Below are 20,188 nucleotides of genomic sequence, written 5' to 3'. Positions count from 1 at the left end.
TATAGATTATACAATATTGTATGTCCTCTGTCAAGTCAGGACGGCGAAAAAAGTGCCGATTTCACTCGAGATTCGTACCGACATCGCCGCCGGTGGAAGTGTAGCCCGCGCCGGACTCCTGCAAATACCGTTCCATCCGTTCCCGCTCGATCGCGTCGACGTCGACGACATACTCTTCGCGACGCTCCGGACGCAGTTCGGTGGTCGCCTGCCCGCTGGCGTTGTTCTCCGGATAGATCAGGTCCTCCGGGCGCACCTTGATCCGCACGTCGACCCCGCCGTTGCCGAATTCCGGATCGTGATAGAGGTTCACGCCCATGCCGACCAGAGTGTCGCGCAATTTTTTGACGTCGAGCTTCCGGGGAGTCACACCGTCCCGGATCGACAGTGCGGCGGCGGTTCCCGCGGCCTGCCCCATGTTCAGGCATTCGAGCACCAGCCGATTGCCGCTGTGCCCCATGAAATCCGCCGAAAAATCCCGCCCCGCCACCAGAAGATTGTCGATCTTCCGCGTCACCAGGCAACGGTAAGGGACCTCGCGCCAGTTGCCGGGATTGACGTAGAACTTCTGTTCCTCCCCGTCGGCGTTCCGGCGGACGATATGTTTGACGTGGCCGACTTCGAGCGGATGGTGCGCGTCAAACGCATGCATGCCGCGCATCACCGCATCATCGAAGCGGGCTCCGTTGACGAGGTCATCGCCCGTAAGCTTGTAATCGCAGAGAATCCGGCGCGACTCCCGCACGCCCAGCATCGGCGCGGTGTCGATCAGCCACGCATCGCGGAATCCCGGAATCCGTTTCCGGCAGAACTCGATGATCCACTGGCACTGCTGTCGCTGTTCCACCAGCTGGCGCGTCAGATCAAACCCGTCCAGGCAGCGGCATTTGCGACTGTGGGCATAGCAGATGAACAGCTCCTGATGACGTGGATCGCGCCCCGGCGTCTGCACGACCCAGTTCACCCGTTTGTCGATCATATACGGATATTCACCGGAGGCCACCGCCTCCTCGATCTGCTTGAGCCAGCAGGTCGACATGCGCGGAATCTTTTTATACTCCTCCATGTCGACGTTCCCGACGTGCATCACAAGCGAAGTCGCCTGATTGTAGCCGTCCATCTCCGGGTTGCCGACCTCGTACGGGACGCCGGCGGCCGCCGCGACATCGCCGTCGCCGGAAGCGTCGATCACGCGCGCCGCCCGGATCGCCTGGATTCCTCCCTTGTTGCAGATCACGACTCCGGTGATCGTGTCGTTCTCGACGATCGAATCGATCACAGTGGTGTTGTACAGCAGTTCGACTCCCTCTTTGAGCAGCATCTGCTCGAGAATCACTTTCGTCTTTTCCGGATCGACGAACCGCCCCTTGACCGCTCCGGTCTGCTGGAGAATATGGAAGAGTTCGTACCCGATCCCCTCGATGTAACTGAACGTCAATGCGACATATCCCATGGTCACGAGTCCGCCCAGCGCCGACTGCTGTTCGACCAGCAGCGTCTTCGCTCCGTTCCGGGCCGCCGCGAGCGCCGCGCCGAACCCGGCATAGCCGCCGCCGACCACCAGAACCTCCGCCTGCCGGACGACCGGGACATCTTTCCGGGTGAACGTGATTCTCTCTTCCATATCCATCCTCCTGTGTTTTTGATGATGAGTGAGAATGCTCGTAATGAAGCTGTTTTCAACGGCGATTTTCGCCTGACAGCAAAGCGGTCAGCTGTTCCGCGGCCCGCGCCAGGCGCGCCCGGATGCGGCCGGACTCCTCCCGTTCGTACCGGAACAGCGGAAAGTTCACCCCGACAGCGATCGCGCTCCCGTTGCGGTCGAATCCGGCCGACGCCAGAAAAACCGCCTCGCCATCCGAAGTTCTGCGCTCGGCGAAGTTCTCCTCCCGGATCCGGCGCAGCTCCCGCTCCAGCTGTTCGGGCGAACGCATGCGCGGCCATTCCGACGGGGTCGGCATCCCCGCCCGCGCCAGAATCTTCCGGAACTCCGCTTCCGGAGCAAATGCCAGCAGCACCCGGCCCGTCGCGCTGCGGTAGAGGCGGTTCTCCCGGCCGTCGACCGCGCCGACTTTCACGGAATAACGCGATTCCACCTCCGCAATCCGGTGATAACACCCGCCCGAAAGCCGGGCAATCGTCACCGCCTCCCCGAATTCGCTCCCGAGCTCCTCGGCGATATGCCGGGAAAAATGAACCGCCGCCAGCTCGGCATTCCGCCGCGCCGCCAGATCGAACACCCCCGTTCCGAGCGAATACCGGCGCGTTTTCTCCTCTTTCGCCAGCAGACCGTTCTGCACGAGCTGCTTGAGCAGCAGATACAATGCGGGTTTCTTGATCCCGGAGAGCACCGTCAGCTCCTGCAGCGTGCACGGCTCGTGCTCCCCCGTCAAACGCAGCACCAGCGCCGCCTTGTCGATCACCGAACTCATCCGACCCTCCTCTCCGCCTGATATTGATATTATACCGAAACGGGCGCCGTCCGGCAAGAGCTGTTTCAAGTATTTTTTAATTTATTTTTCAATATTTAAAATAATTAAATAAAATGGGGATCTTCCTCTCTGGAATTCCCCGAAAAACGAAAAAAAAAGCGGAGGGAAAATTCCCCCCCGCTCCTTGCGGCATCATGGAAAATGTCCGAATGCGTCAGATCACGCGGACTGCGAGTTCGTAACCGTCACCTGACTCGACGGCGGCGGCACTCGTGACCGGATTCGTGAAATCCGCGAAGATCCCGCCGTCGACGATGTAGTTCACCGCGCACTTCGCGCAGACGCCGTCGAAACCGTCCGTCACCTGATCGTCGCACGGACGATTCTTCTCGTAGGTCGAGAGATAGCGGATCTGTCCAGGCACGAGATCGAACTCCCGAACGAGCAGCGCGTCCTTGCGGATGATGCCGAGATATCCTTTCCGCACCTTGCGTCCGACCACCGCGACAATGCGCGGCGTATCGAGCGAATCCTTCTCGTAATCCATCGCCAGGAGCGAAAGCGAGATCGCATCGCGCGCAGGATAGCCCATCGCGAGTTTCTCGACGATCGGATCGGTCTGAGAACCGTTCGTCGCAACCGCCCACTCGCCCGTAAGCCGGATGCAGTTGTAGGTGATGTACGGATTCTTGCGCAGATCGCCCTCGAATCCCGCCCGCGGCATGATCGAAATCTGATTGTTGTTCAACACCGCTTCCCGGTTCGGAAACGAGCGCGAGGAAACCCGGTACATCGCCGCGGCCTTGCCCGCCGGAGTCATGCCGATCGCCACAATTCTGCCTAAATACATATCACACCTGTCTGATTGAATTTGAAGTTCGTTCGCGAGCATATAACATACGGCCGGAACGCCGGAAATTCAAATTTCCCGCTCACTTTTTCAGGATCTCCGAGCCGAACGGAGGCAGTTTGACGACGCCGCTGCGGGCGGAACCGTCCGCGAGCGCCGTGTAACTTCCCTCCGGCAGCCGGACGCTGCGCTCCTCCGCCGTGTAGTTGAAGAGGAACAGAAACTCCTCTTCGCCGTTGCTGCGCAGCGTGGCGCTGATCCCGGGGTTGTCCGCCGGAATGACCGGCTCCAATCCCTCATCAGCGGCGAGCTTCCCGAGAAACTCCGAGAGGAACTCCTCCCCGGTGCGCGCGGCGATGTAGTACGCTTTCCCCGCGCCGAAACGATTGACCGTCACGGCGGGATTTCCGCTGTAAAGCGGGTCGACGACGTAGGTTGCGAGAGATTCCGCCCCGCGCAGATGAATGCGCTCGGCATATCCGGACACGTCAAATTCGCGTCCCTCGTAACAGATCGACTGGCGATCGAACGCGGGAATTCCGCCGATCTCCTCGTTCCAGATGCCGAAGAGCTCCATGAGCCCGTCCCCGGGCCAACCGCCGAGGAAACAGTTCGTGTCGCGATCCTCATAGCCGGAGAAATAACTCATCACCACGGTTCCGCCCGCCGCGACAAACGCTTTGAGCCGTTCCGCCACGCCGGGCTTGAGCATCAACATCATCGGGCAGATCAGCAGCCGGTATTTCGAGAAATCCGACAACGATTCGATCACATCCAGCGGGATGTTCTTCGTCCAGAGCGCGCGATAGAAAGTCTGAACCGTTTCCGTGTACTTCTTCTCCTCCAGGCTGCCGGGGCCGGAACTGGTCTGGAACGCCCAGAGACACTCCCAATCCCAGACGACCGCCGCCTGAGCCGGATAAGCGCTCCCGCAGATCCCGCCGCATTTGCGGTAGAGCGCGCCGAGCTCGGCGACATCGCGGAACACCCTGGTCTCCTCCGTCCCGACGTGATCGACGACGGCGCCGTGGAATTTCTCGAGGTTGCCGCGGCTCTTCCGCCACTGGAAGTAGAGGGTTCCGTCGGCGCCGTGACCGATCGCGGTGAGCTCCTCGAGTTTGTGCTGATTCGGCCGCTTCAGCCGATGACCCGGCTGCCAGTTCGTCGCGCTCGGAGCGGACTCCATGATGAGAAACGGCTTGCCGTTCTTCATCGAACGGTGCATATCGTGCCGCATCGAACATTCGGCGAGAATCTTGCGGACATCCGGCTCGATTCCCCAGCCGGGATAGACGTCGTCGGAGATGAAGTCACACACCTCCGCCACTCGCCAGTAGTCGAGCCCGTCGAAAAATCCCATCATGTTCGTCGTCACCGGAACGTCCGGCGCACAGGCACGCAGCGCGTCGACCTCAAACTTCATGAACTCACAGCACTGAACGGTATTGAACCGCTTCCAGTCGAACGAGTTCCCCTCGGAACACCCCCACGGCGTGATTTCGGCCCAGTCGGTGTGGATGTGACTCCAGAACGTATTCCACCACGCGCGGTTCAGATTCTCCAGCGTGCCGTACCGTTCGCGCAGCCAGCTGCGGAAACGGTCGATGCACAGATCACAGTAGCAGCTGCCGCTGTATTCGTTCGAGAGGTGCCAGCCGGAAAGAGCCGGATGGTTCGCATACCGTTTCGCGAGTTTCGAGTTGATCTCACGCACTTTCGCACGGTAGAACGGCGAACTCCAGCAGTGGTTGTGACGCCAGGAGTAAGGTTGCCGCAATCCGTTTTCATCGACACGGCAGACCTCGGGATGCGCGGTCGCGAGCCAGGCGGGTTTCGCTCCGCTCGGCGTCGCGAGAATCACATGAAAGTTGTGCTCGGCCATGCGGTCCATGATCCGATCGAGCCAGTCGAAACGGTATTTCCCCGGCGCGGGCTCCAGCGCGGTCCAGCTGAAAATACCGACCGAAAAGGTGTTGCAGCCGGACTTCTCCATCAGCTCGAAATCCCGGTCGATGATCTCCGGGGTTTCAAGCCATTGATCCGGATTGTAGTCGCCCCCGTGCAGAATCTCCGCCGCATTGCGGATGATCGGCCCGAATTTTTCCATGATCCCATCTCCTTGGTATCGTTTTCAGGTGTATTGGCCCGTAACGTACCACGCTTTTCCGCGAAATGAAATAGGCTCTTTGGGAAAAATTCTGTGTTTTCCGGGAAACAAGCGGAAAAAGACGGAGGAACTCACAACTGCTCGGCGAGGCGCCGCATCGCGTCATACTGCGACTCGATCGACTTCACGAGCGCGAGCTGCGTCCGGCAGCGGTCGAGATTGTGACCCGGACGGTGAATGCGGAAATAGACGTCCCCCTCGAGGTAGTCGGTCAGGAACCGGATTCCGATCTCAAGCGTAATGAGTTTCCCGGAGAACGGCAGCAGCGACTTCTCCAGCGGCGAGAGGAAATTCCCCGCCCCCGCGAGGTAACCCCGCAGCAGCGCCTCGTACATGGGGAACCGCATCGTGACCAGCGAAAGATCGCGCTCATCCTCGGCCGCCGGGCTCGTTCCGGTCCGGACCATGTCCCCGAAATCGTAGTGCGGGAGTCCGGGCATGACCGTGTCGAGGTCGATAACGCAGCAGCCGGTTCCGGTCAGGTCGTCGATGAGGACGTTGTTGAGTTTCGTATCGTTGTGGGTGGTCCGTTCGCGGATCTCGCCCGCGGCCTGAAGATCGAGCAGAGTCGAACACTCCGAAGCGCGGGCACGGATGAAATCAAGCTCGGCGGAGACCTCCGCAAGCCGTCCCGCCCGGTTCTCTTTCACGGCGTTCTCAAGCGCGGCGAGGCGCGAAACCGTGTTGTGAAACTCCGGAATCGTCTCATTCAGCCGTCCGTCGAGATCCGCGAGATCGGACTGAAACCCGCCGAACGCCGCGGCCGCCTCATACGCCTGCTTCTCCGTCTCGAGAATATCGTAGGTGCGGGCGTTCTCGACAAAGACGTAGCAGCGGAAGAAGTTCCCCGCCGCGTCGCGCACGAACGGGCGTCCGTCTTTCGCCGGAACGAGTTCGAGCGTCCGGCGGCGGGTCGCGGGATTCGTCTTGCGTTCGCGCCGGAGTTTCCCGCGGATGTGCGAAGTCACGCGCTCGAAGTTCTCCATGAGCTGTTCCGGCTGCCGGAAGACATTCGTATTGATCCGCTGCACGATGTAGCGCACGAGCGTTCCGCCCTGATCGCAGGTCACGGCGTTGGTGTCGTTGATATGCCCGGTGCCGAACGGCATGCCGATCACGTAGTCGCCCCGGAGCGCGAAATTCGCGCAAACCTCCCGCAGATCGTAATTCATCGAAAAATCCTTTCCGTTATTTCGTTTTCAAACAATATAAACCGGAGAGGGCATTTGCAAAATGGAAATTTTCACATCTCCTATGGATTTTTCCGCATTCAAAGGATATAGTAGGAAAAAGGAGGCAACCATGTTCACGGCGTTTGAGCTGTTTCTGAGCGATGAAGTGCAGTCGCTGATCGATCACTTTGCGGCGGTGCTCGATCTGCGCGTGACCTTTTTTTCGGCGGACGGGCGGGAACTGCGCCGCGGCCGCCACATGCGCAACAGCGACTACTGCGCGATGGTTCAGCAGGAGATCGGCACGCTGAAAGAGTGTCTCTCGATGGATACGGCAAAACGGGCCGAGGCGGTCGCGAAGCGGGGCATTATCGACTACCGCTGCCATGCGGGATTGCGCGAGGCGATCGCACCGGTGTTCATCCATGACAAGCTCGCGGGCTTCCTGATGATCGGCCAGTTCCGGACCGGCAGCGAAGTCCCCGGCTGCATGCTGAGCCGCTGCACGAGCGCCGAACAGCGCGAACGACTCGAAAAGGCGTTTCATGAACTGCCGGAATTCAATGCCGAAAAACTCGAAGACATGCTCGGTCTCTTCAAGATGCTGATCGACTATATCGTCGTGCGCGAACTGGCCGTGCTCCAGGGCGACCGGCTCCGACATGAGATCGACCGCTATCTGGAACTTCACTGCACCGAGGAGATCCGGCTGCCGGAAATGGCGCGCAAACTCGGGCGCAGCGTCTCGACCATCTCGCAGTTTCTGCGCCGCAACTACCAGACGAGTTTCAAGGAGCTGCTCATCGAGCGCCGGCTCGAAAAGGCCGAGGAGTTCTGGCGCGCGAACCCGGAAGCGACCGTCGGCGAGGCTGCGTTCGCGGCGGGCTTCACCGATCAATTCTATTTTTCGCGCGTGTTCCGCAAGCGGCGCGGAATTCCGCCCGGCGAGTATCGCGACCGCAAACGCCGGGGGTCTCTCCCCGACAAACGCGACAATTAGGCCCGAACTTTGCTGATGTCGTCCGCGTCGCAGAAGATCATCGCGAGGCGGTCGAGACCCATCGCACAGCCGGAACTCGCCGGCAGTCCGCGCTCGAGCGCGGCGAAGAACTCCACAGGCTCCGGATATGCGTGCATGCCGGCCTCGGCACGGAACTTCAGCGCCGCCCGGAACCGCGCTTTCTGCTCGGCGGCATCGGTGAGTTCCCCGAAAGCGTTCGCCAGTTCAATCCCCTCGATGTAGAGCTCCCAGCGCTCCGCCACCGCCGGATTCGAGGCCTTGAGCTGCGCAAGCGAGGCGCGGTTCGCCGGATAGTCGCAGAGAAACGTGAGTTTTCCGCGTCCGAGTTCCGGTTCGATCTTCGTGACCATGAGTTCGTCGAAACGATCCGCGGCATCGGCTTCGGCCGCCGTGCACCCCGCATGACGCCGGAACGCCTCGTCGACCGTGACGAATTCATAACTCCCCAGATCAACGGGGTTGCCGCCATACTCGATCCGGGTGGAGCCGAGCACCTGTTCCGCCGCGCGGCGGACAAAATCCGCAGTGAAAACCGCCTGTTCGCGGTACGCCATGCCGCGGCAGTAGAATTCGAGCATTGTGAACTCCTCGCGGTGTTTCCGCCCGAACTCGTTCGCCCGGAAACAGGCGCCGATCTGGAAGATCTTCTCCATGCCGTCGGCCAGCAGAACTTTCATCGCCAGTTCGGGACTGGTTCGCAGAAAATCCCCCTCGGCACGCACCGACTCGATGTACTCCTCCGGCGCGGGCGCGTGGATCTTCACCGGGGTCTCGACCTCGATGTAACCGGCGTCGTAGAAGAAAGCCCGGATCGCCCGGAAGAGCTCCGAACGAAGTTTCAAATTCCGCAGTTTTTCCGCATCCATAAATCCGCCTCCCCTGCCGTCACTTCCGGTTTCGCCGGAAACAATCCGTATACGGCTTCGCGGCGGGGGCGGGAGTCACCCACTCCCAGCCGTTCTTCTCGGCCTCGTCGATGAACCGCTTCGGATTCTCCACATCGAACGCGCGCAGAAAAATCCGCGCACCGTAACGGCGCTGAAATTCCAGAACCGGTTCGACCGTCCCGGCAGCGGAACGCGGAACCGCAACCGTGTAACTCACGTCCGCAAGCGGCAGCGGTCGAAACTCCCGGAAATCCTCCACCTCTCCAAACGGCGCGGGTGCGGCGAAGAGCGGCAGATTCTCCGCCCGGGCGCGCACGGTTTCCGCCCGTTCCAATGTGTCCGGGGCCGCGCCGAGGTCGATTCCGGCCAGTGCCGGATGCGCCTTGACCTGCTCGGCAATCACCGCCAGAGAAGCCGTCGACAGCGCCGAACAGTCGAGCAGCACCGGAACGCCCGCCGCCAGCGCCGCATCGAGTTGCTCAAGCGGCTTCTCCCCCGGCGCGAAACGCAGCAGATTCGCACCGGACTCCACGGCCTGCTGCACCGCGTCAGCTGAAAACGGCTCCGGCAGTGTGCAGCCGCGCCGCAACGACGGCCCGGTGACCCGCGCGGAGTATTCCGACTTGAAATTCTCCGGCAGAGTCCATTCGGCACATTCGATGTTCGCAAGCCGGTTGAACGCCTCGCGGACACGGGGCGCGCCGAGCGGATCTTCCGGAGAACCGGCCAACGCCCGTTTCAGAAGTTCGCTCCCGGGCAGCAGAAAGACAAATTCGCCGACCTCCCCGTAAACATCTCCGTCATAGAGAAAAAGGTGCGCCTCCCCGACCGGATACTCGATGAGAAACTCCCGACCGTCCCCGGCGGTGACGAACTCCCGATGCAGCAGCGGCACAACCGCGTCAGCGGCGGAGAAGAACCGCCACGGCCGTGCCCCCGGCTTCACGAGCCGCAGAACCGGACAGGATTCCGTCGAACGCCGGAGCGCCTCCCGCTCCTGAGCTCCGACGGGCGTACAGTGAAACCGCGTTTCGCCGGCCATTGAGACAACGGCGGCACAGGCGGCGGACAACAGCAGCAGCAGCGGGATCTTCATGGTCGACCATTTTCCTTTCTTCTTTTCGCTTAAGATAGCGTTCCGGGAGCGGAAAAGCAAGCATTTCCCCTCGAAAAATCTGCAGCGGGACCGGGATTAACAGTTGTAATTCCGCCAAAAACGATTATACTATTCCGAAACGGAGACGCAACAGGAGAGAAATGACGCAGGACGACGCAACACAACCGCCGGGAACCACACCCGCCGCCCCTCCCGACGCCACCCTTGTGCTCTCCTCCCGAATCGGAGCGGAGGACGCGGAATCCGCCGCAGAGCAGATCGAGCAGATCGACGCCCCGGAATTCGCGCGGAGATTTGAGTTTATCTGCAACTTCGCCTCCGGCGGCATGGGCCGGATCAGCAAGGCGCGCGACATCGTCTTCAACCGCGTCGTCGCGGTGAAATCCCTGAAAGAGCCGTTCAACCGCGATCCGCATGCGATCCGGGCATTCATCGAGGAGTGCCGTTTGAACGCCAGGCTCGACCACCCGTCGATCGTCCCGATTTACGCGATGGGGCGCGGACGCGACGGCAACTGGGAGGCGGTCATGAAACTCATCAACGGCGCATCGCTCACGACACTGATCCGGTCGGCACGCGCCGCGGAGGAGAAAAGAGTTCTCCCGTTCCGGCAGCGGCGCGCGGCGGTCATCTCCCGGCTCGAATATTTTCTGAAAGCGTGCGAGGTGATCGAATACTGCCACAGCCTGAAGATCGTCCACGGCGACATCAAGCCGGACAACATCCTGACCGGCCAGTTCGGGGAAGTCTATGTCATGGACTGGGGATGCGCCCGGCCGTTCGGCGTCACGCCGGAACGACTCAGCGGCACGCCGAACTACCTGCCGCCGGAGTTCCTGCGCGACCGGAAAGTGACGCCGCAGGTGGATGTATTTTCTCTCGGCATGCTGCTCTTTGAGCTGGTCACGCTCCGGCGCGGCTGGAACGGAAGTGCTCCGGCAAAGGAGGAGGCCGCCGGCGAAGCCACCCGCTGCGACGTGCGCGATCCCGCGGCTTTCCGCCGCTATCCCGGCAACGGGAAGATCAGCCGGCAGCTGGAGGCGATCATCCGCAAGGCGGTCCATCCCGACCCCGCCCGGCGCTATGCGACGGTCCATGAACTCTCCGCCGACGTGCGCAGCTGCATCTACGATGAAGAGGTGAAAGCCGCCCCCGACAATTTCGTGCGCAAACTTTTCCGGATTCTCTACCGGCACCGCACAACGACGGTTCTCGTCTCCGCGGGGATTGTGCTGTTCTTCTGCGGCTGGCTGTTTCTCCTCTACTTTCACGCGAATCTCCGCGAACAGGAGCGGACCCGCGACCTCATGCAGCGGCTGAAGTTCCAGTCCTACAACGACGGGATCGGAATCGCGGTGGAAAAGAATTTTCTGCTTGCGCAGGCGCAGCTGCTTTTGTTCGCGGACAATCTGATCGAGGACATGCAGGAGCCGAAAGAGCGGGACAGCCGCTTCATCGACAACGAACAGTATCTCGACCCGGCGACCTCACCGCCGGGGATGACCGTTTCGGAACTTTATCCGCATCCGGTCAACCTCGACTACATGGTCCGGATCAAGCCGGAGACGCCCGGTGACTCGCAGCAGGAACTCCCCGGCGCGAAGCAGTACGTCGACATCTGCCGGAAGATCCTCTGCTACAACCTGAGCAGCCATGACGTGAACGAAAACCGTTCGGCGGCCGACGAACTGCTCAGCGGCCGCCGTCCGATCCTGCGGCTCTTCGTGCGCTGGGCGAACCAGGTGTTTTACAGTTACCCGGGCACCCGGGAAGAGCTCGGGGCGGAAGCATTCCGGCAACGCTGGCGGAAACTCGGAGACTTCGGCAGAGGCCGGAAGATCGTCTGGTCGGAACCATATCCCGGAGAGGACGGGAAACTGCATGTGAACTGTCGCTACCCGATGTACGACCGCGCGGGAAAATTTCTCGGCGTCGCCGGGCTGGAACTGCGTCTCGACCAGCTCTTTGAACCGGTTGTGCGCGGCTATGTGCTCGACCCGATTCATGAGTTCTACTACGTCGACGAACGCGGCACGATCGTGACGGTCCTCGACGACCGCCTCGTCATTCTGAAAGAGGGAGAAACACTTCCGGGGAAAATCCCCGCTTCCGAAGTGATCGCTATTGCGGAAAAACTCAAGCAGAGCGGCCGTCCGCAGCTGGAAGCCGCTGTCGGAAAAATGAACTATTTCGTCTCCGGCGCTCCGATCGCCACGACGCGCGGCATGCTTGTGCAGTTGATCGAGACCGGCGTCATGGCGACCCATCATCACCGGGATTGATCGGCCCGCAGGCTTGAAAACCGCTGCCTTTTGTGGTAAAGTAATAAGCTGGAAGACGATCTATTCATGTTCAGCAGAGAGGGGGGCATGAGACAATGAGCGAAACTCCATACAATATCGCCTGGAACATCATCAACCGCCTGTCGGCCGCCGATCCGGCGGAACTGTTCCGGAAACTCGCCTCCGATGCGGCGAAACTCGAACCGCTCCGCAAGCTGGGGCTGACCTCCAGCGCGATCCTCGACCTGATCTGGGAGCGGGAGAATCAGAGTCCGACCACGATCGGCTGCGGTCTGATTCTGCCGCACGCCCGGATTCCGCAGCTCGAATCGCTCTGCGCGGTCTGTGCGGTGCTGGAGAATCCCCTCGACTGCGAGACCCCCGACGACATCCCGGTGGTATTCGGCTGCATGCTGCTGATCCCGGAAGAGCGGCCGATGGAGGGACTCCGTTTCATGGCCGATATCGCGGCGGTCATGCACAATCCCGCCCGGCGCGACCGGCTGCGCAGCTGCGACTCGACGGAAGAGATGCTGCGGCTGTTCCGGGAGGTCCGGCGGCAGCGGCCGCCCGCGGTCATCGCTTCCGATATCATGGCACCGCCGCGCCTCACGCTGCCGCCGGAGATGCCGCTGCAGGAGGCGACCCGCATGATGGCCGACATCCGCGCGGCGGTGGTGCCGGTGCTCGACGGGGAGACGCTTGTCGGGGAGGTCATCGCGGACGACCTCTTCAAGCTCGGGATTCCGGAGTTTTTTTCGCAGCTCAAAAGCGTCGGCTTCATCCGGTATTTCGATCCGTTCGAGGAGTATTTTTCGGTGGAGGCCGCGTCGAAAGTGTCGGACGTCATGAACAAAGCGTTCCGCACGTTTCCGGAAGATGCGACGCTGATTGAGATCGTCTTTGCGATTTCGGTTCTGAAATGTCCGCTCGTCTATATCGTCGGGGAACGCAACAAGCTGCTCGGGGTCATCGACCGCACGCTGCTTCTGAAACGAATCATCCATCTCTGAGGAGTCTGACATGTTTCTCTCATCGGCAATGATAACCGGAGCGGTCGAAGCCGCGAACGGCACCGGAAACGGCACCGACATGTGGCTGGGGATCGCGATCTTCGTCTTCGCCTACATTCTCATCGCCTCGGAAAAGATCGACAAGACGATCGCCTCCATCCTCGGAGCGGGACTCATGGTCGCGGTCGGCGTCGCCGGATTCACCGAGATGCTCGGGAAAATCGATCTGAACGTACTCGGACTTCTCATCGGCATGATGGTGATGGTCAACATCATGGCGACCACCGGAGTCTTCGAGTATCTCGCCGTCACGATCGCCCGGCAGACACGCGGGAACGGCGCGCTGGTCGTACTCGAATTTCTCTGTGCGACCGCGTTCATTTCGGCATTCATGGACAACGTCACGACGGTGATTCTGATGGCTCCGGTGACGATTCTCATCACGCAGCTTCTGCGGCTGCCGACGGCGCCGATTCTGATTCTCGAGGCGATCTTCTCGAACATCGGAGGGACCGCCACGCTGATCGGCGACCCGCCGAACATCCTCATCGGCGCGAGCTGCGGACTTTCGTTCAACGATTTTCTGCTGAATCTGACGCCGGTGGTGATTCTCATTGCGGCGGCAAGTCTCGCGGTCGTGCTCTTCCAGATGCGCAAGAGCCTCCGGACCGCTCCGGGCGCCGTCGCCCAGGTCCGGATGACGGAACCGAAGCTCGCGATTCTCGATCCGGTGCGGCTCTCACGTTCGCTCTGGGTCTTTGCGATCGTGCTGATCGGATTCTTCACAGGCCGCGTGACCGGACTCGAGCCGGGACTCATCGCGATCTGCGGTTCGTTCGTCATGGCGCTGGTCTGCAGAATCGAACTCTCCCGGATGCTCGAAAAAGTCGAGTGGAACACGATCCTCTTCTTCTGCGGGCTCTTCATGATGGTCGGGGCACTCGAGATCGACGGCGTATTCGAGAAACTCGGAACGGAAATGATCGGCCTCACCCGCGGCAATTTCGCATTGACGATGATGATGATCCTCTGGGGGAGCGCCCTCCTGTCGGCAGTGATCGACAACATTCCGCTGGTCATCTCGATGATTCCGCTCATCACTTCGATCATCCCGGAACTGGCTGAGAAAACCGGAATGAGTCCGGATCAGGTCCGCGAACCGCTCTTCTGGGCACTCGCCCTCGGCGCCTGCCTCGGCGGCAACGGCACGCTCATCGGAGCGTCAGCGAATGTGGTCGTCAGCCAGATCGCGCGTCGCAACCGCTATCCCGTCAACTTCCGGCAGTTCACGAAATACGGATTTCCGCTGATGATCCTGTCGGTCGCGATCAGTTCGGTTTATCTCTATTTTCGTTACATCTATTGAAAGGACATCGGAATTCGTTTCGCCATGCACACATTTTTTACGGAAACCTTTTTCACGCCCGGAACGCACGCGCAGCTGAGTGCCCGCGAACGCGATCATCTGTTTAAAACCCTGCGGGCACGCCCCGGCGACGAGGTCGAACTGCTCGACGGATGCGGCGGGCGCATGACCGGAATCGTCCGCGAGGGACGTGTCGTTGAAATCCTCTCCGCGACCCGGGAGCCGGAACCGGAGAAGAAGCTCCATCTCTGCTGCGCCGTGCCGCGCCGCGCCAAATTCGACGTGCTGCTCAAACAGGCCGCGGAACTCGGCGTCTGGTCGATCCGGCTCATCGAATGTGAACGGTCCGTCGCCAAACCCGAGGGCAGCGACCGCTGGCAGACGCTGCTGCAGGAGGGGTGCAAACAGTCGAAAAATCCGTTCCTGCCCCGCATTGCCGCGCCAGAGCCGCTCGCGGCGCTGCTCGAAGAGCTTAAGACCGGAGAGATCCGCGGCTTCTTCGGGGCGATCCGTTCCGCCGCAGCCCCGGCCGCCGTCGACGGCACAGCGCAGGAGTTCGCCTGGCTGGTCGGTCCGGAGGGAGGCTTCACTCCGGCGGAAGAGAGTGCCATGCACGCCGCGGGCGTCCGCGGGCTGAATCTCGGTCCATACGTGCTCCGGCTCGAAACCGCCGCCGTCTGCGGGCTGGCGGTGCTGCGGCAGAAAATGGAGGAGGTGCAACCATGAGAGTCACGGCAGTCACAGGAATGCTCCTCGCCGCACTGCTGTTCGTCACGGCGGGCGGCTGCGGACAGAACGACCCGAAAAAACATCCGCTCTACCTCAAGGGAATTCAACTGCGCGACGATGGGGATTCGCAGGCCGCGGAGACCTATCTGAAGCGCTACCTCGAAAAGGTCCCCGAGTCTCCGCACGGCCACCTTGCGCTTGCGAGTCTTTACGATGAAACGCTGAACAATCCGGCAGCGGCGCTCTACCATTATGACGAATATCTGCGTCTCGCGCCGGAGGACGATCAGGACCGTTCGACCGTCGAACACTACCGGATGCTGACCCGGACGAAACTTCTGAAACAACTCTCCGGCGAACCGCTGCCGGAACTCCCGGCTGCGGCCCTCGCCGCCGAAAACCGTCAGCTCCGCAAAACCATCGAACAGCTCCGGCGCTATATCGCGAACCAGAGCCGGCGACTGGCACAACTTCAGAACCAGCCGGTTCGGGAGATGCCGCCGGATCGATCGGCGACCGCAACCGGAGGAAACCGGCTCTACACGGTGCAGAAAGGAGATACGCCCGGCAGCATCGCACGCAAATTCTACGGCTCCGCCTCAAAGTATCCGAGGATCATGGAAGCGAACCATCTGACCGGGAACGGCAATCTCCAGGTCGGCCAGAAGCTCGTCATTCCTCCGGCCGAACCGTAATGAGCTGCCGGCGCTCCCTCCGTCAGAGCTTCTGGAAAAAGGCGTCGATCTTATCGAAAGGGATCTTTTCAAAATTGTCGTAAAGATCCACATGCGAAGCCCCGGGGACGATGAAGAGTTCCTTGTTGTCCCCCGTCAGCTTCCGGAATGCATCCTCGCTGAAGTAGCGGGAATGCGCCTTTTCGCCATGAATCAGGAGACAAGCAGAGCGGATTTCGCCGCTGTACGTAAGCAGCGGCGCATTGAGAAACGCCAGTGCCGAAGTTTTGTTCCATCCCTGATTCGAGTTCAACGAACGGGGATGGTAGCCGCGCGGCGTCTTGTAATAGGCGAAATAATCCCTGACGAACTGCGGAGCATCGTCCGGCAGGACGTCCGGCACACCTCCGGCGGTCTCGTATGTCCCTTTTTCTGCATCGATCAGACGCTGCGCGTTGAGCTGCCGGCGCAGTTCGTAACGTCCGTCGGCATCCATGGAGTCGAAATAGCCGTTGGCCGTGACCCGGCTCATATCGTACATGGTGACCGCGACGGTCCCCCTGATGCGAGGATCGTTCGCGGCGGCGTTGAGCGCGAGGCCGCCCCAGCCGCAGATTCCGAGGATGCCGATCCGGTCGGGATTCACGAAAGGCAGCAGTGACAGGCAGTCGACCGCGGCGGAGAAATCTTCCGTATTGATGTCCGGCGAGGCGACGTAACGGGGTTCGCCCGAACTCTCCCCCGTATACGACGGATCAAACGCGAGCGCGACAAACCCGCGTACCGCCAATTCCTGCGCATAGAGACCGGAAGATTGTTCTTTGACCGCGCCGAACGGCCCGCAGACCGCGACGGCCGGATACCGTTTCTCCGGTTCAAATCCCCGGGGCAGATAAAGATGTCCGGCCAGTTCAATGCCGAACCGATTCTGAAAACGGATCTCTTGCGCCTGAATCTCCGGATTGATCCGGAAAATGCGGGTGTCGTTTGCAATGTGATTCATATGGACTCCTCCTTTTTTCTGCAGATTGTCCGTCCCGGCCACTCCGGCGACGACGAGCAGAGCAAATGCAGCTGCTGTGAAAAGAAACTTGTTCATTTGAACGCTCCTCCGTGGTTTCATGGTTGTGTTCTCCGACCGGGCATCCCTCTCAAATACGTTTCCCCATCTCAAAGGCCTCCCGATATGCCGGGGTCTCTTTCACCTCGCCACGATCCATGACACCGAGGCCGAACACGATCCCCTTTTCCCGGGAGTTTTCCAGACAATCCTCCGTGAAGCCGCGCAGACTCTCGAGAGTCCGATTCATCGCGGCCCGGCTCGTGTCCGCCGCCGTCAGAATGAAGTAGAACTCCTTGTTTGAAATCGCCGTGTAACGCGGACAGCTGCGATCGATCAGGGTTTTGAGCTGGGCGCACATCGTATAGAAGTAGACCGGCGTCGCCAGAACGATGACATCCGCCCCCACCATTTTTTCGAGGATTTCCGCGACGTCGTCTTTCTGCACGCAGGGACGGGTTGCATTGGCACAGGCGCCACAGCCGGTGCAGTAATGGATCGTTTTATCCGCGAGAAAAATCTTCTCCGCCCGATGTCCGGCCTCGATCGCACCTTTCATGAACTGATCGCAAAGCAGATCGGAATTTCCGTTTCTCCGCGGACTCGAGGAGATCACCAGAACTTTTTTCATTTCGCACTTCTCCTTTTGCTTTCCTTACCGGATCGTATAACCGCCATCAACGGCGATACCCTGGCCGACGATGAAACTTGCGGCCGGACTGCAGAGCCACAGTACGGTAGAAGCGACCTCATCCGGATGGCCGAAACGACCGATCGGCTCGGCAACACCCTTGATGGCTCCGGTCGCGACCATCTTTTCCACCATCGGAGTCTCGATCGTTGCGGGGCAGACCGCGTTGATCCGGATTCCGCGGGAGGCATATTCCAGCGCCGAGCACTTCGTCATGCCGAGGACCGCATGCTTGGATGCGTGATAAGCCACCCGCCCCGGCAGCCCGATCAAACCTCCGATCGAGGAACAGTTGACGATCGCATATCCCCCGCCCCCCTGCCGGAGCATCTGACGCAACTCGTATTTCATGCAGAGAAACATGCTCCGGAGATTGATGTTGATGACCCGGTCGAATTCGGAACTCGCAAGTTCGGCCGTCTCCACATCATCACTCATGATTCCGGCGTTGTTGTAGGCGCAGTCCAGTCTGCCGAATGTGTCGGCGGTGAATCGAATCATATTTTCCACCTGTTTCTCATCGGTCACATCGCAGACGACGTATGCCGCGCTGCACCCCTCTTTCTTCAGAGATTCCGTGATCTCACGGAGCAGATTTTCCCGACGGCCCGCCAGTACGACAGACGCACCGGCCCGGGCGAACATCTCCGCAGTGGCCTTTCCGATCCCGCTTGTGGCTCCGGCGACCAGAGCAACTTTCCCCGTCATTTCCATGTCCATTTTCATTTTCCTCCTGCAATTTATTCTGATTTTTCCACCGACTTCATCGAATCGATCAGAAAGTCGAGGGAATCGATCCTTTTCTGAGCGGCGTGCAACTGTTCCAGAAGAGACTGCCGGTGTCTCAGAAGCAGTCGATATTGCTCCTGAGACCTGCCGGCCGCCTGAAACCGGAAAAACCGTTCCACAACCGTCGCATCACACCCCGCGTCGCTCAAATTCCGACGTAATAGAAATTCCACCCCGGAATCCAACTCCATCACCTCCCTGCGCTTTTCAATATAGTGGCTTCCTGTCAAATAGCAAATACTTATTTATTATGTCATGATATGCTTGAAAATCATATCAGATTCTGCTATTTTATCATACAACCCAGGAGAAGATTATGGAACTCAGAGTATTGCGGTACTTTCTCGGGGTCGCGCGCGAGGGAAGCATGACGGGTGCGGCGAAAACCCTCCATGTCACCCAGCCGACTTTGTCGCGGCAGCTGCAGGACCTGGAAGAGGAACTCGGACAGCAGCTTTTCATTCGCGGCAGCCACTCCCTGACTCTGACGCCGGAGGGCGTACTGCTGCGCAAACGGGCGGAGGAGATTCTCGAAATGGTCCAGAAGACCGAGTCGGAATTCAGTTCGATGGGCAACACGGTTGCCGGAGATGTCCACATCGGAGGAGGCGAAACCGAAGCCATGCGGCAGATCGCGTCTCTGATCCGGGAGATTCAGGAGGATTACCCGGAAACCCGGTTCCACATTTTCAGCGGCAATGCGGAGGATGTGACCGAACGGCTTGACAAAGGCATCCTCGACTTCGGAATCCTGATTCAGCCGGTCGACATCATGAAATACAACAGCATCAGACTGCCGGACAAAGTCGTATGGGGCGTCATCATGCGGAAAAACACTCCTCTGGCGGCCAAAAGGTCGATTACGCGCCGGGATCTGTCCGGGCTTCCGCTCATTTGTTCCCGCCAGGCCATCCGGCATCTGCCGCAGAAAAACGAATACTCGGAGTGGTTTGAAGAGGCCGTCCGCGAAATGAACATCGTCGCGACCTACAACCTGATCTACAATGCGGCGCTGATGGTCGAAGAGGGCGTCGGTTACGCCATCGCGCTCGACCGGCTGATCAATGTGACCCGCCACAACGGACTCTGTTTTCGTCCGCTCGAACCGCGCGTGGAATCCGGCATGAACCTCGTCTGGAAAAAATACCAGGTTTTTTCCGCCGCCGCGGAGCTTTTTCTGGAACGGGTCCGGCAGCGATTCCGCGTTCCGGAATCACAATTCAACCCCGGGCGCAATCCCGCACCGGAGCATTGAATCCGGGAACAGACATTTCCCCGCAAATGTGAAGTCGTCCGTCTAGAACTGCTTGAAAACCGGCAGAAAGCGATATAAAGTAAACAATCGACAGATTGCACCAGGCTGCGCCTGCAATCCGCACGCGCCCGGGAATCGATGTACGCGGAGACCTCAAACGAAAAGAGAGAGGGAGTCACCTTTATGAAGCTCATGAGATTCATCGCCTTTCTGCTGCTGGCAGGAGTTACCCTCACTGCCGCGGCCGGCAAGCCGGAACCGGTTGAAACCCTGCGCCGTGACACACTCGCGAAAATGCGTGCATTTGTCGAATCCCGGCCGCAATCCCCGGCCTTGGAACAGGCCGAACGCATCCTCGCACAGGAGGCGGCCGACCCGGATCCGAACCGCTGGATCGGCGACACCATCCGCTTCGGCAGAAGCGTACTCCGGGAAAATCCTCCTCAAAGCAACCGGGACGAGATCCGCCAAGCGGCGCTGCAGATTCTCGACATTCCGCTGAGCGTGGAGGACACCGATCCAGCCGCGCCGGCCGGGTTCGGGCAGGCCTGGCGCGAAACGATCAACTCGATCTACCAGCCGGTCAGCGACGAAATGCTCGATGAGATCCTGAAAACCCGGGTTGCGTCAGGCGTTCGGATCTGGAAAGTTTACAACATGGGCTTCATCGTGAAAACGCCGAA

General features: G+C 60.1%; 19 protein-coding genes. 8 read left to right on the top strand and 11 right to left on the bottom strand.

Annotated features, from left to right (window positions below):
* Positions 1–61: 61 nt before the first annotated feature.
* The 5 genes from Q0J85_RS10115 to Q0J85_RS10095 all read right to left on the bottom strand — a co-directional run bounded on the left by Q0J85_RS10115 (position 62) and on the right by Q0J85_RS10095 (position 6,621).
* Positions 62–1,624, bottom strand: a complete 1,563-nt coding sequence (locus Q0J85_RS10115; RefSeq protein WP_294481027.1) for an FAD-dependent oxidoreductase — start codon at positions 1,622–1,624, stop codon at positions 62–64.
* Between the two features lie 55 nt (positions 1,625–1,679).
* Positions 1,680–2,432: an IclR family transcriptional regulator gene (locus Q0J85_RS10110; RefSeq protein ID WP_294481022.1), complete on the bottom strand. Its 753-nt coding sequence runs from the start codon at positions 2,430–2,432 to the stop codon at positions 1,680–1,682.
* A gap of 214 nt (positions 2,433–2,646) precedes the next feature.
* Positions 2,647–3,282, bottom strand: a complete 636-nt coding sequence (locus Q0J85_RS10105) for an IMP cyclohydrolase (protein WP_294481019.1) — start codon at positions 3,280–3,282, stop codon at positions 2,647–2,649.
* Positions 3,283–3,364: 82 nt separating this feature from the next.
* The gene (locus Q0J85_RS10100; protein WP_294481017.1) at positions 3,365–5,389 is read right to left on the bottom strand and encodes a beta-galactosidase; all 2,025 of its coding nucleotides are present in this window, start codon (positions 5,387–5,389) and stop codon (positions 3,365–3,367) included.
* Between the two features lie 131 nt (positions 5,390–5,520).
* Positions 5,521–6,621, bottom strand: coding sequence for a phosphotransferase enzyme family protein (locus Q0J85_RS10095; RefSeq protein ID WP_294481015.1), 1,101 nt, complete (start codon positions 6,619–6,621; stop codon positions 5,521–5,523).
* A gap of 130 nt (positions 6,622–6,751) precedes the next feature.
* On the opposite strand from Q0J85_RS10095, the gene Q0J85_RS10090 reads away from it, so the two are divergent.
* Positions 6,752–7,621 carry a PocR ligand-binding domain-containing protein gene (locus Q0J85_RS10090; RefSeq protein ID WP_294481013.1) on the top strand — a complete coding sequence of 290 codons (870 nt, stop codon included), beginning with the start codon at positions 6,752–6,754 and terminating at the stop codon, positions 7,619–7,621.
* Here Q0J85_RS10090 and epmA read toward each other — a convergent pair.
* Both epmA and Q0J85_RS10080 read right to left on the bottom strand, forming a co-directional pair.
* On the bottom strand, positions 7,618–8,508 hold the full coding sequence (gene epmA / locus Q0J85_RS10085; RefSeq protein WP_294481011.1) for an EF-P lysine aminoacylase EpmA: 891 nt from the start codon (positions 8,506–8,508) through the stop codon (positions 7,618–7,620). The genes Q0J85_RS10090 and epmA overlap by 4 nt on opposite strands.
* 19 nt (positions 8,509–8,527) lie before the next feature.
* Positions 8,528–9,625, bottom strand: a complete 1,098-nt coding sequence (locus tag Q0J85_RS10080) for a hypothetical protein (protein WP_294481010.1) — start codon at positions 9,623–9,625, stop codon at positions 8,528–8,530.
* A gap of 161 nt (positions 9,626–9,786) precedes the next feature.
* Between Q0J85_RS10080 and Q0J85_RS10075 the strand changes: the two genes are divergently transcribed.
* From Q0J85_RS10075 to Q0J85_RS10055, 5 genes are all read left to right on the top strand, one after another.
* On the top strand, positions 9,787–11,928 hold the full coding sequence (locus Q0J85_RS10075) for a serine/threonine protein kinase (protein ID WP_294481008.1): 2,142 nt from the start codon (positions 9,787–9,789) through the stop codon (positions 11,926–11,928).
* Between the two features lie 95 nt (positions 11,929–12,023).
* Positions 12,024–12,941, top strand: coding sequence for a PTS sugar transporter subunit IIA (locus Q0J85_RS10070; RefSeq protein ID WP_294481006.1), 918 nt, complete (start codon positions 12,024–12,026; stop codon positions 12,939–12,941).
* A 10-nt stretch (positions 12,942–12,951) separates the two neighbouring features.
* Positions 12,952–14,307 carry an ArsB/NhaD family transporter gene (locus tag Q0J85_RS10065; protein ID WP_294481005.1) on the top strand — a complete coding sequence of 452 codons (1,356 nt, stop codon included), beginning with the start codon at positions 12,952–12,954 and terminating at the stop codon, positions 14,305–14,307.
* A 24-nt stretch (positions 14,308–14,331) separates the two neighbouring features.
* Positions 14,332–15,033, top strand: coding sequence for a 16S rRNA (uracil(1498)-N(3))-methyltransferase (locus Q0J85_RS10060; protein WP_294481004.1), 702 nt, complete (start codon positions 14,332–14,334; stop codon positions 15,031–15,033).
* Positions 15,030–15,731, top strand: coding sequence for a LysM peptidoglycan-binding domain-containing protein (locus Q0J85_RS10055; protein ID WP_294481003.1), 702 nt, complete (start codon positions 15,030–15,032; stop codon positions 15,729–15,731). Before Q0J85_RS10060 ends, Q0J85_RS10055 begins: the two co-directional genes overlap by 4 nt.
* 22 nt (positions 15,732–15,753) lie before the next feature.
* On the opposite strand, the gene Q0J85_RS10050 is transcribed toward Q0J85_RS10055, so the two are convergent.
* Genes Q0J85_RS10050 through Q0J85_RS10035 form a run of 4 tightly spaced genes read right to left on the bottom strand, consistent with a single transcriptional unit; the run spans position 15,754 to position 18,441 of the window.
* Positions 15,754–16,809 carry an alpha/beta hydrolase gene (locus tag Q0J85_RS10050; RefSeq protein WP_294481002.1) on the bottom strand — a complete coding sequence of 352 codons (1,056 nt, stop codon included), beginning with the start codon at positions 16,807–16,809 and terminating at the stop codon, positions 15,754–15,756.
* Between the two features lie 52 nt (positions 16,810–16,861).
* On the bottom strand, positions 16,862–17,401 hold the full coding sequence (locus Q0J85_RS10045) for a flavodoxin family protein (RefSeq protein ID WP_294481001.1): 540 nt from the start codon (positions 17,399–17,401) through the stop codon (positions 16,862–16,864).
* A 24-nt stretch (positions 17,402–17,425) separates the two neighbouring features.
* Positions 17,426–18,181, bottom strand: coding sequence for an SDR family oxidoreductase (locus Q0J85_RS10040; RefSeq protein WP_294480999.1), 756 nt, complete (start codon positions 18,179–18,181; stop codon positions 17,426–17,428).
* A gap of 20 nt (positions 18,182–18,201) precedes the next feature.
* Positions 18,202–18,441, bottom strand: a complete 240-nt coding sequence (locus Q0J85_RS10035) for a hypothetical protein (protein WP_294480997.1) — start codon at positions 18,439–18,441, stop codon at positions 18,202–18,204.
* 125 nt (positions 18,442–18,566) lie between these two features.
* On the opposite strand from Q0J85_RS10035, the gene Q0J85_RS10030 reads away from it, so the two are divergent.
* Positions 18,567–19,505 carry a LysR family transcriptional regulator gene (locus tag Q0J85_RS10030; protein ID WP_294480995.1) on the top strand — a complete coding sequence of 313 codons (939 nt, stop codon included), beginning with the start codon at positions 18,567–18,569 and terminating at the stop codon, positions 19,503–19,505.
* 183 nt (positions 19,506–19,688) lie between these two features.
* Positions 19,689–20,188 (top strand): hypothetical protein (locus tag Q0J85_RS10025; protein WP_294480994.1); only part of this gene is annotated, 500 nt, incomplete at its 3' end.

The sequence above is a fragment of the uncultured Victivallis sp. genome (genome assembly GCA_944389935.1).
In the GTDB taxonomy this organism is placed as follows: domain Bacteria; phylum Verrucomicrobiota; class Lentisphaeria; order Victivallales; family Victivallaceae; genus Victivallis.
This window is presented reverse-complemented; position numbering and strand designations above follow the sequence as displayed.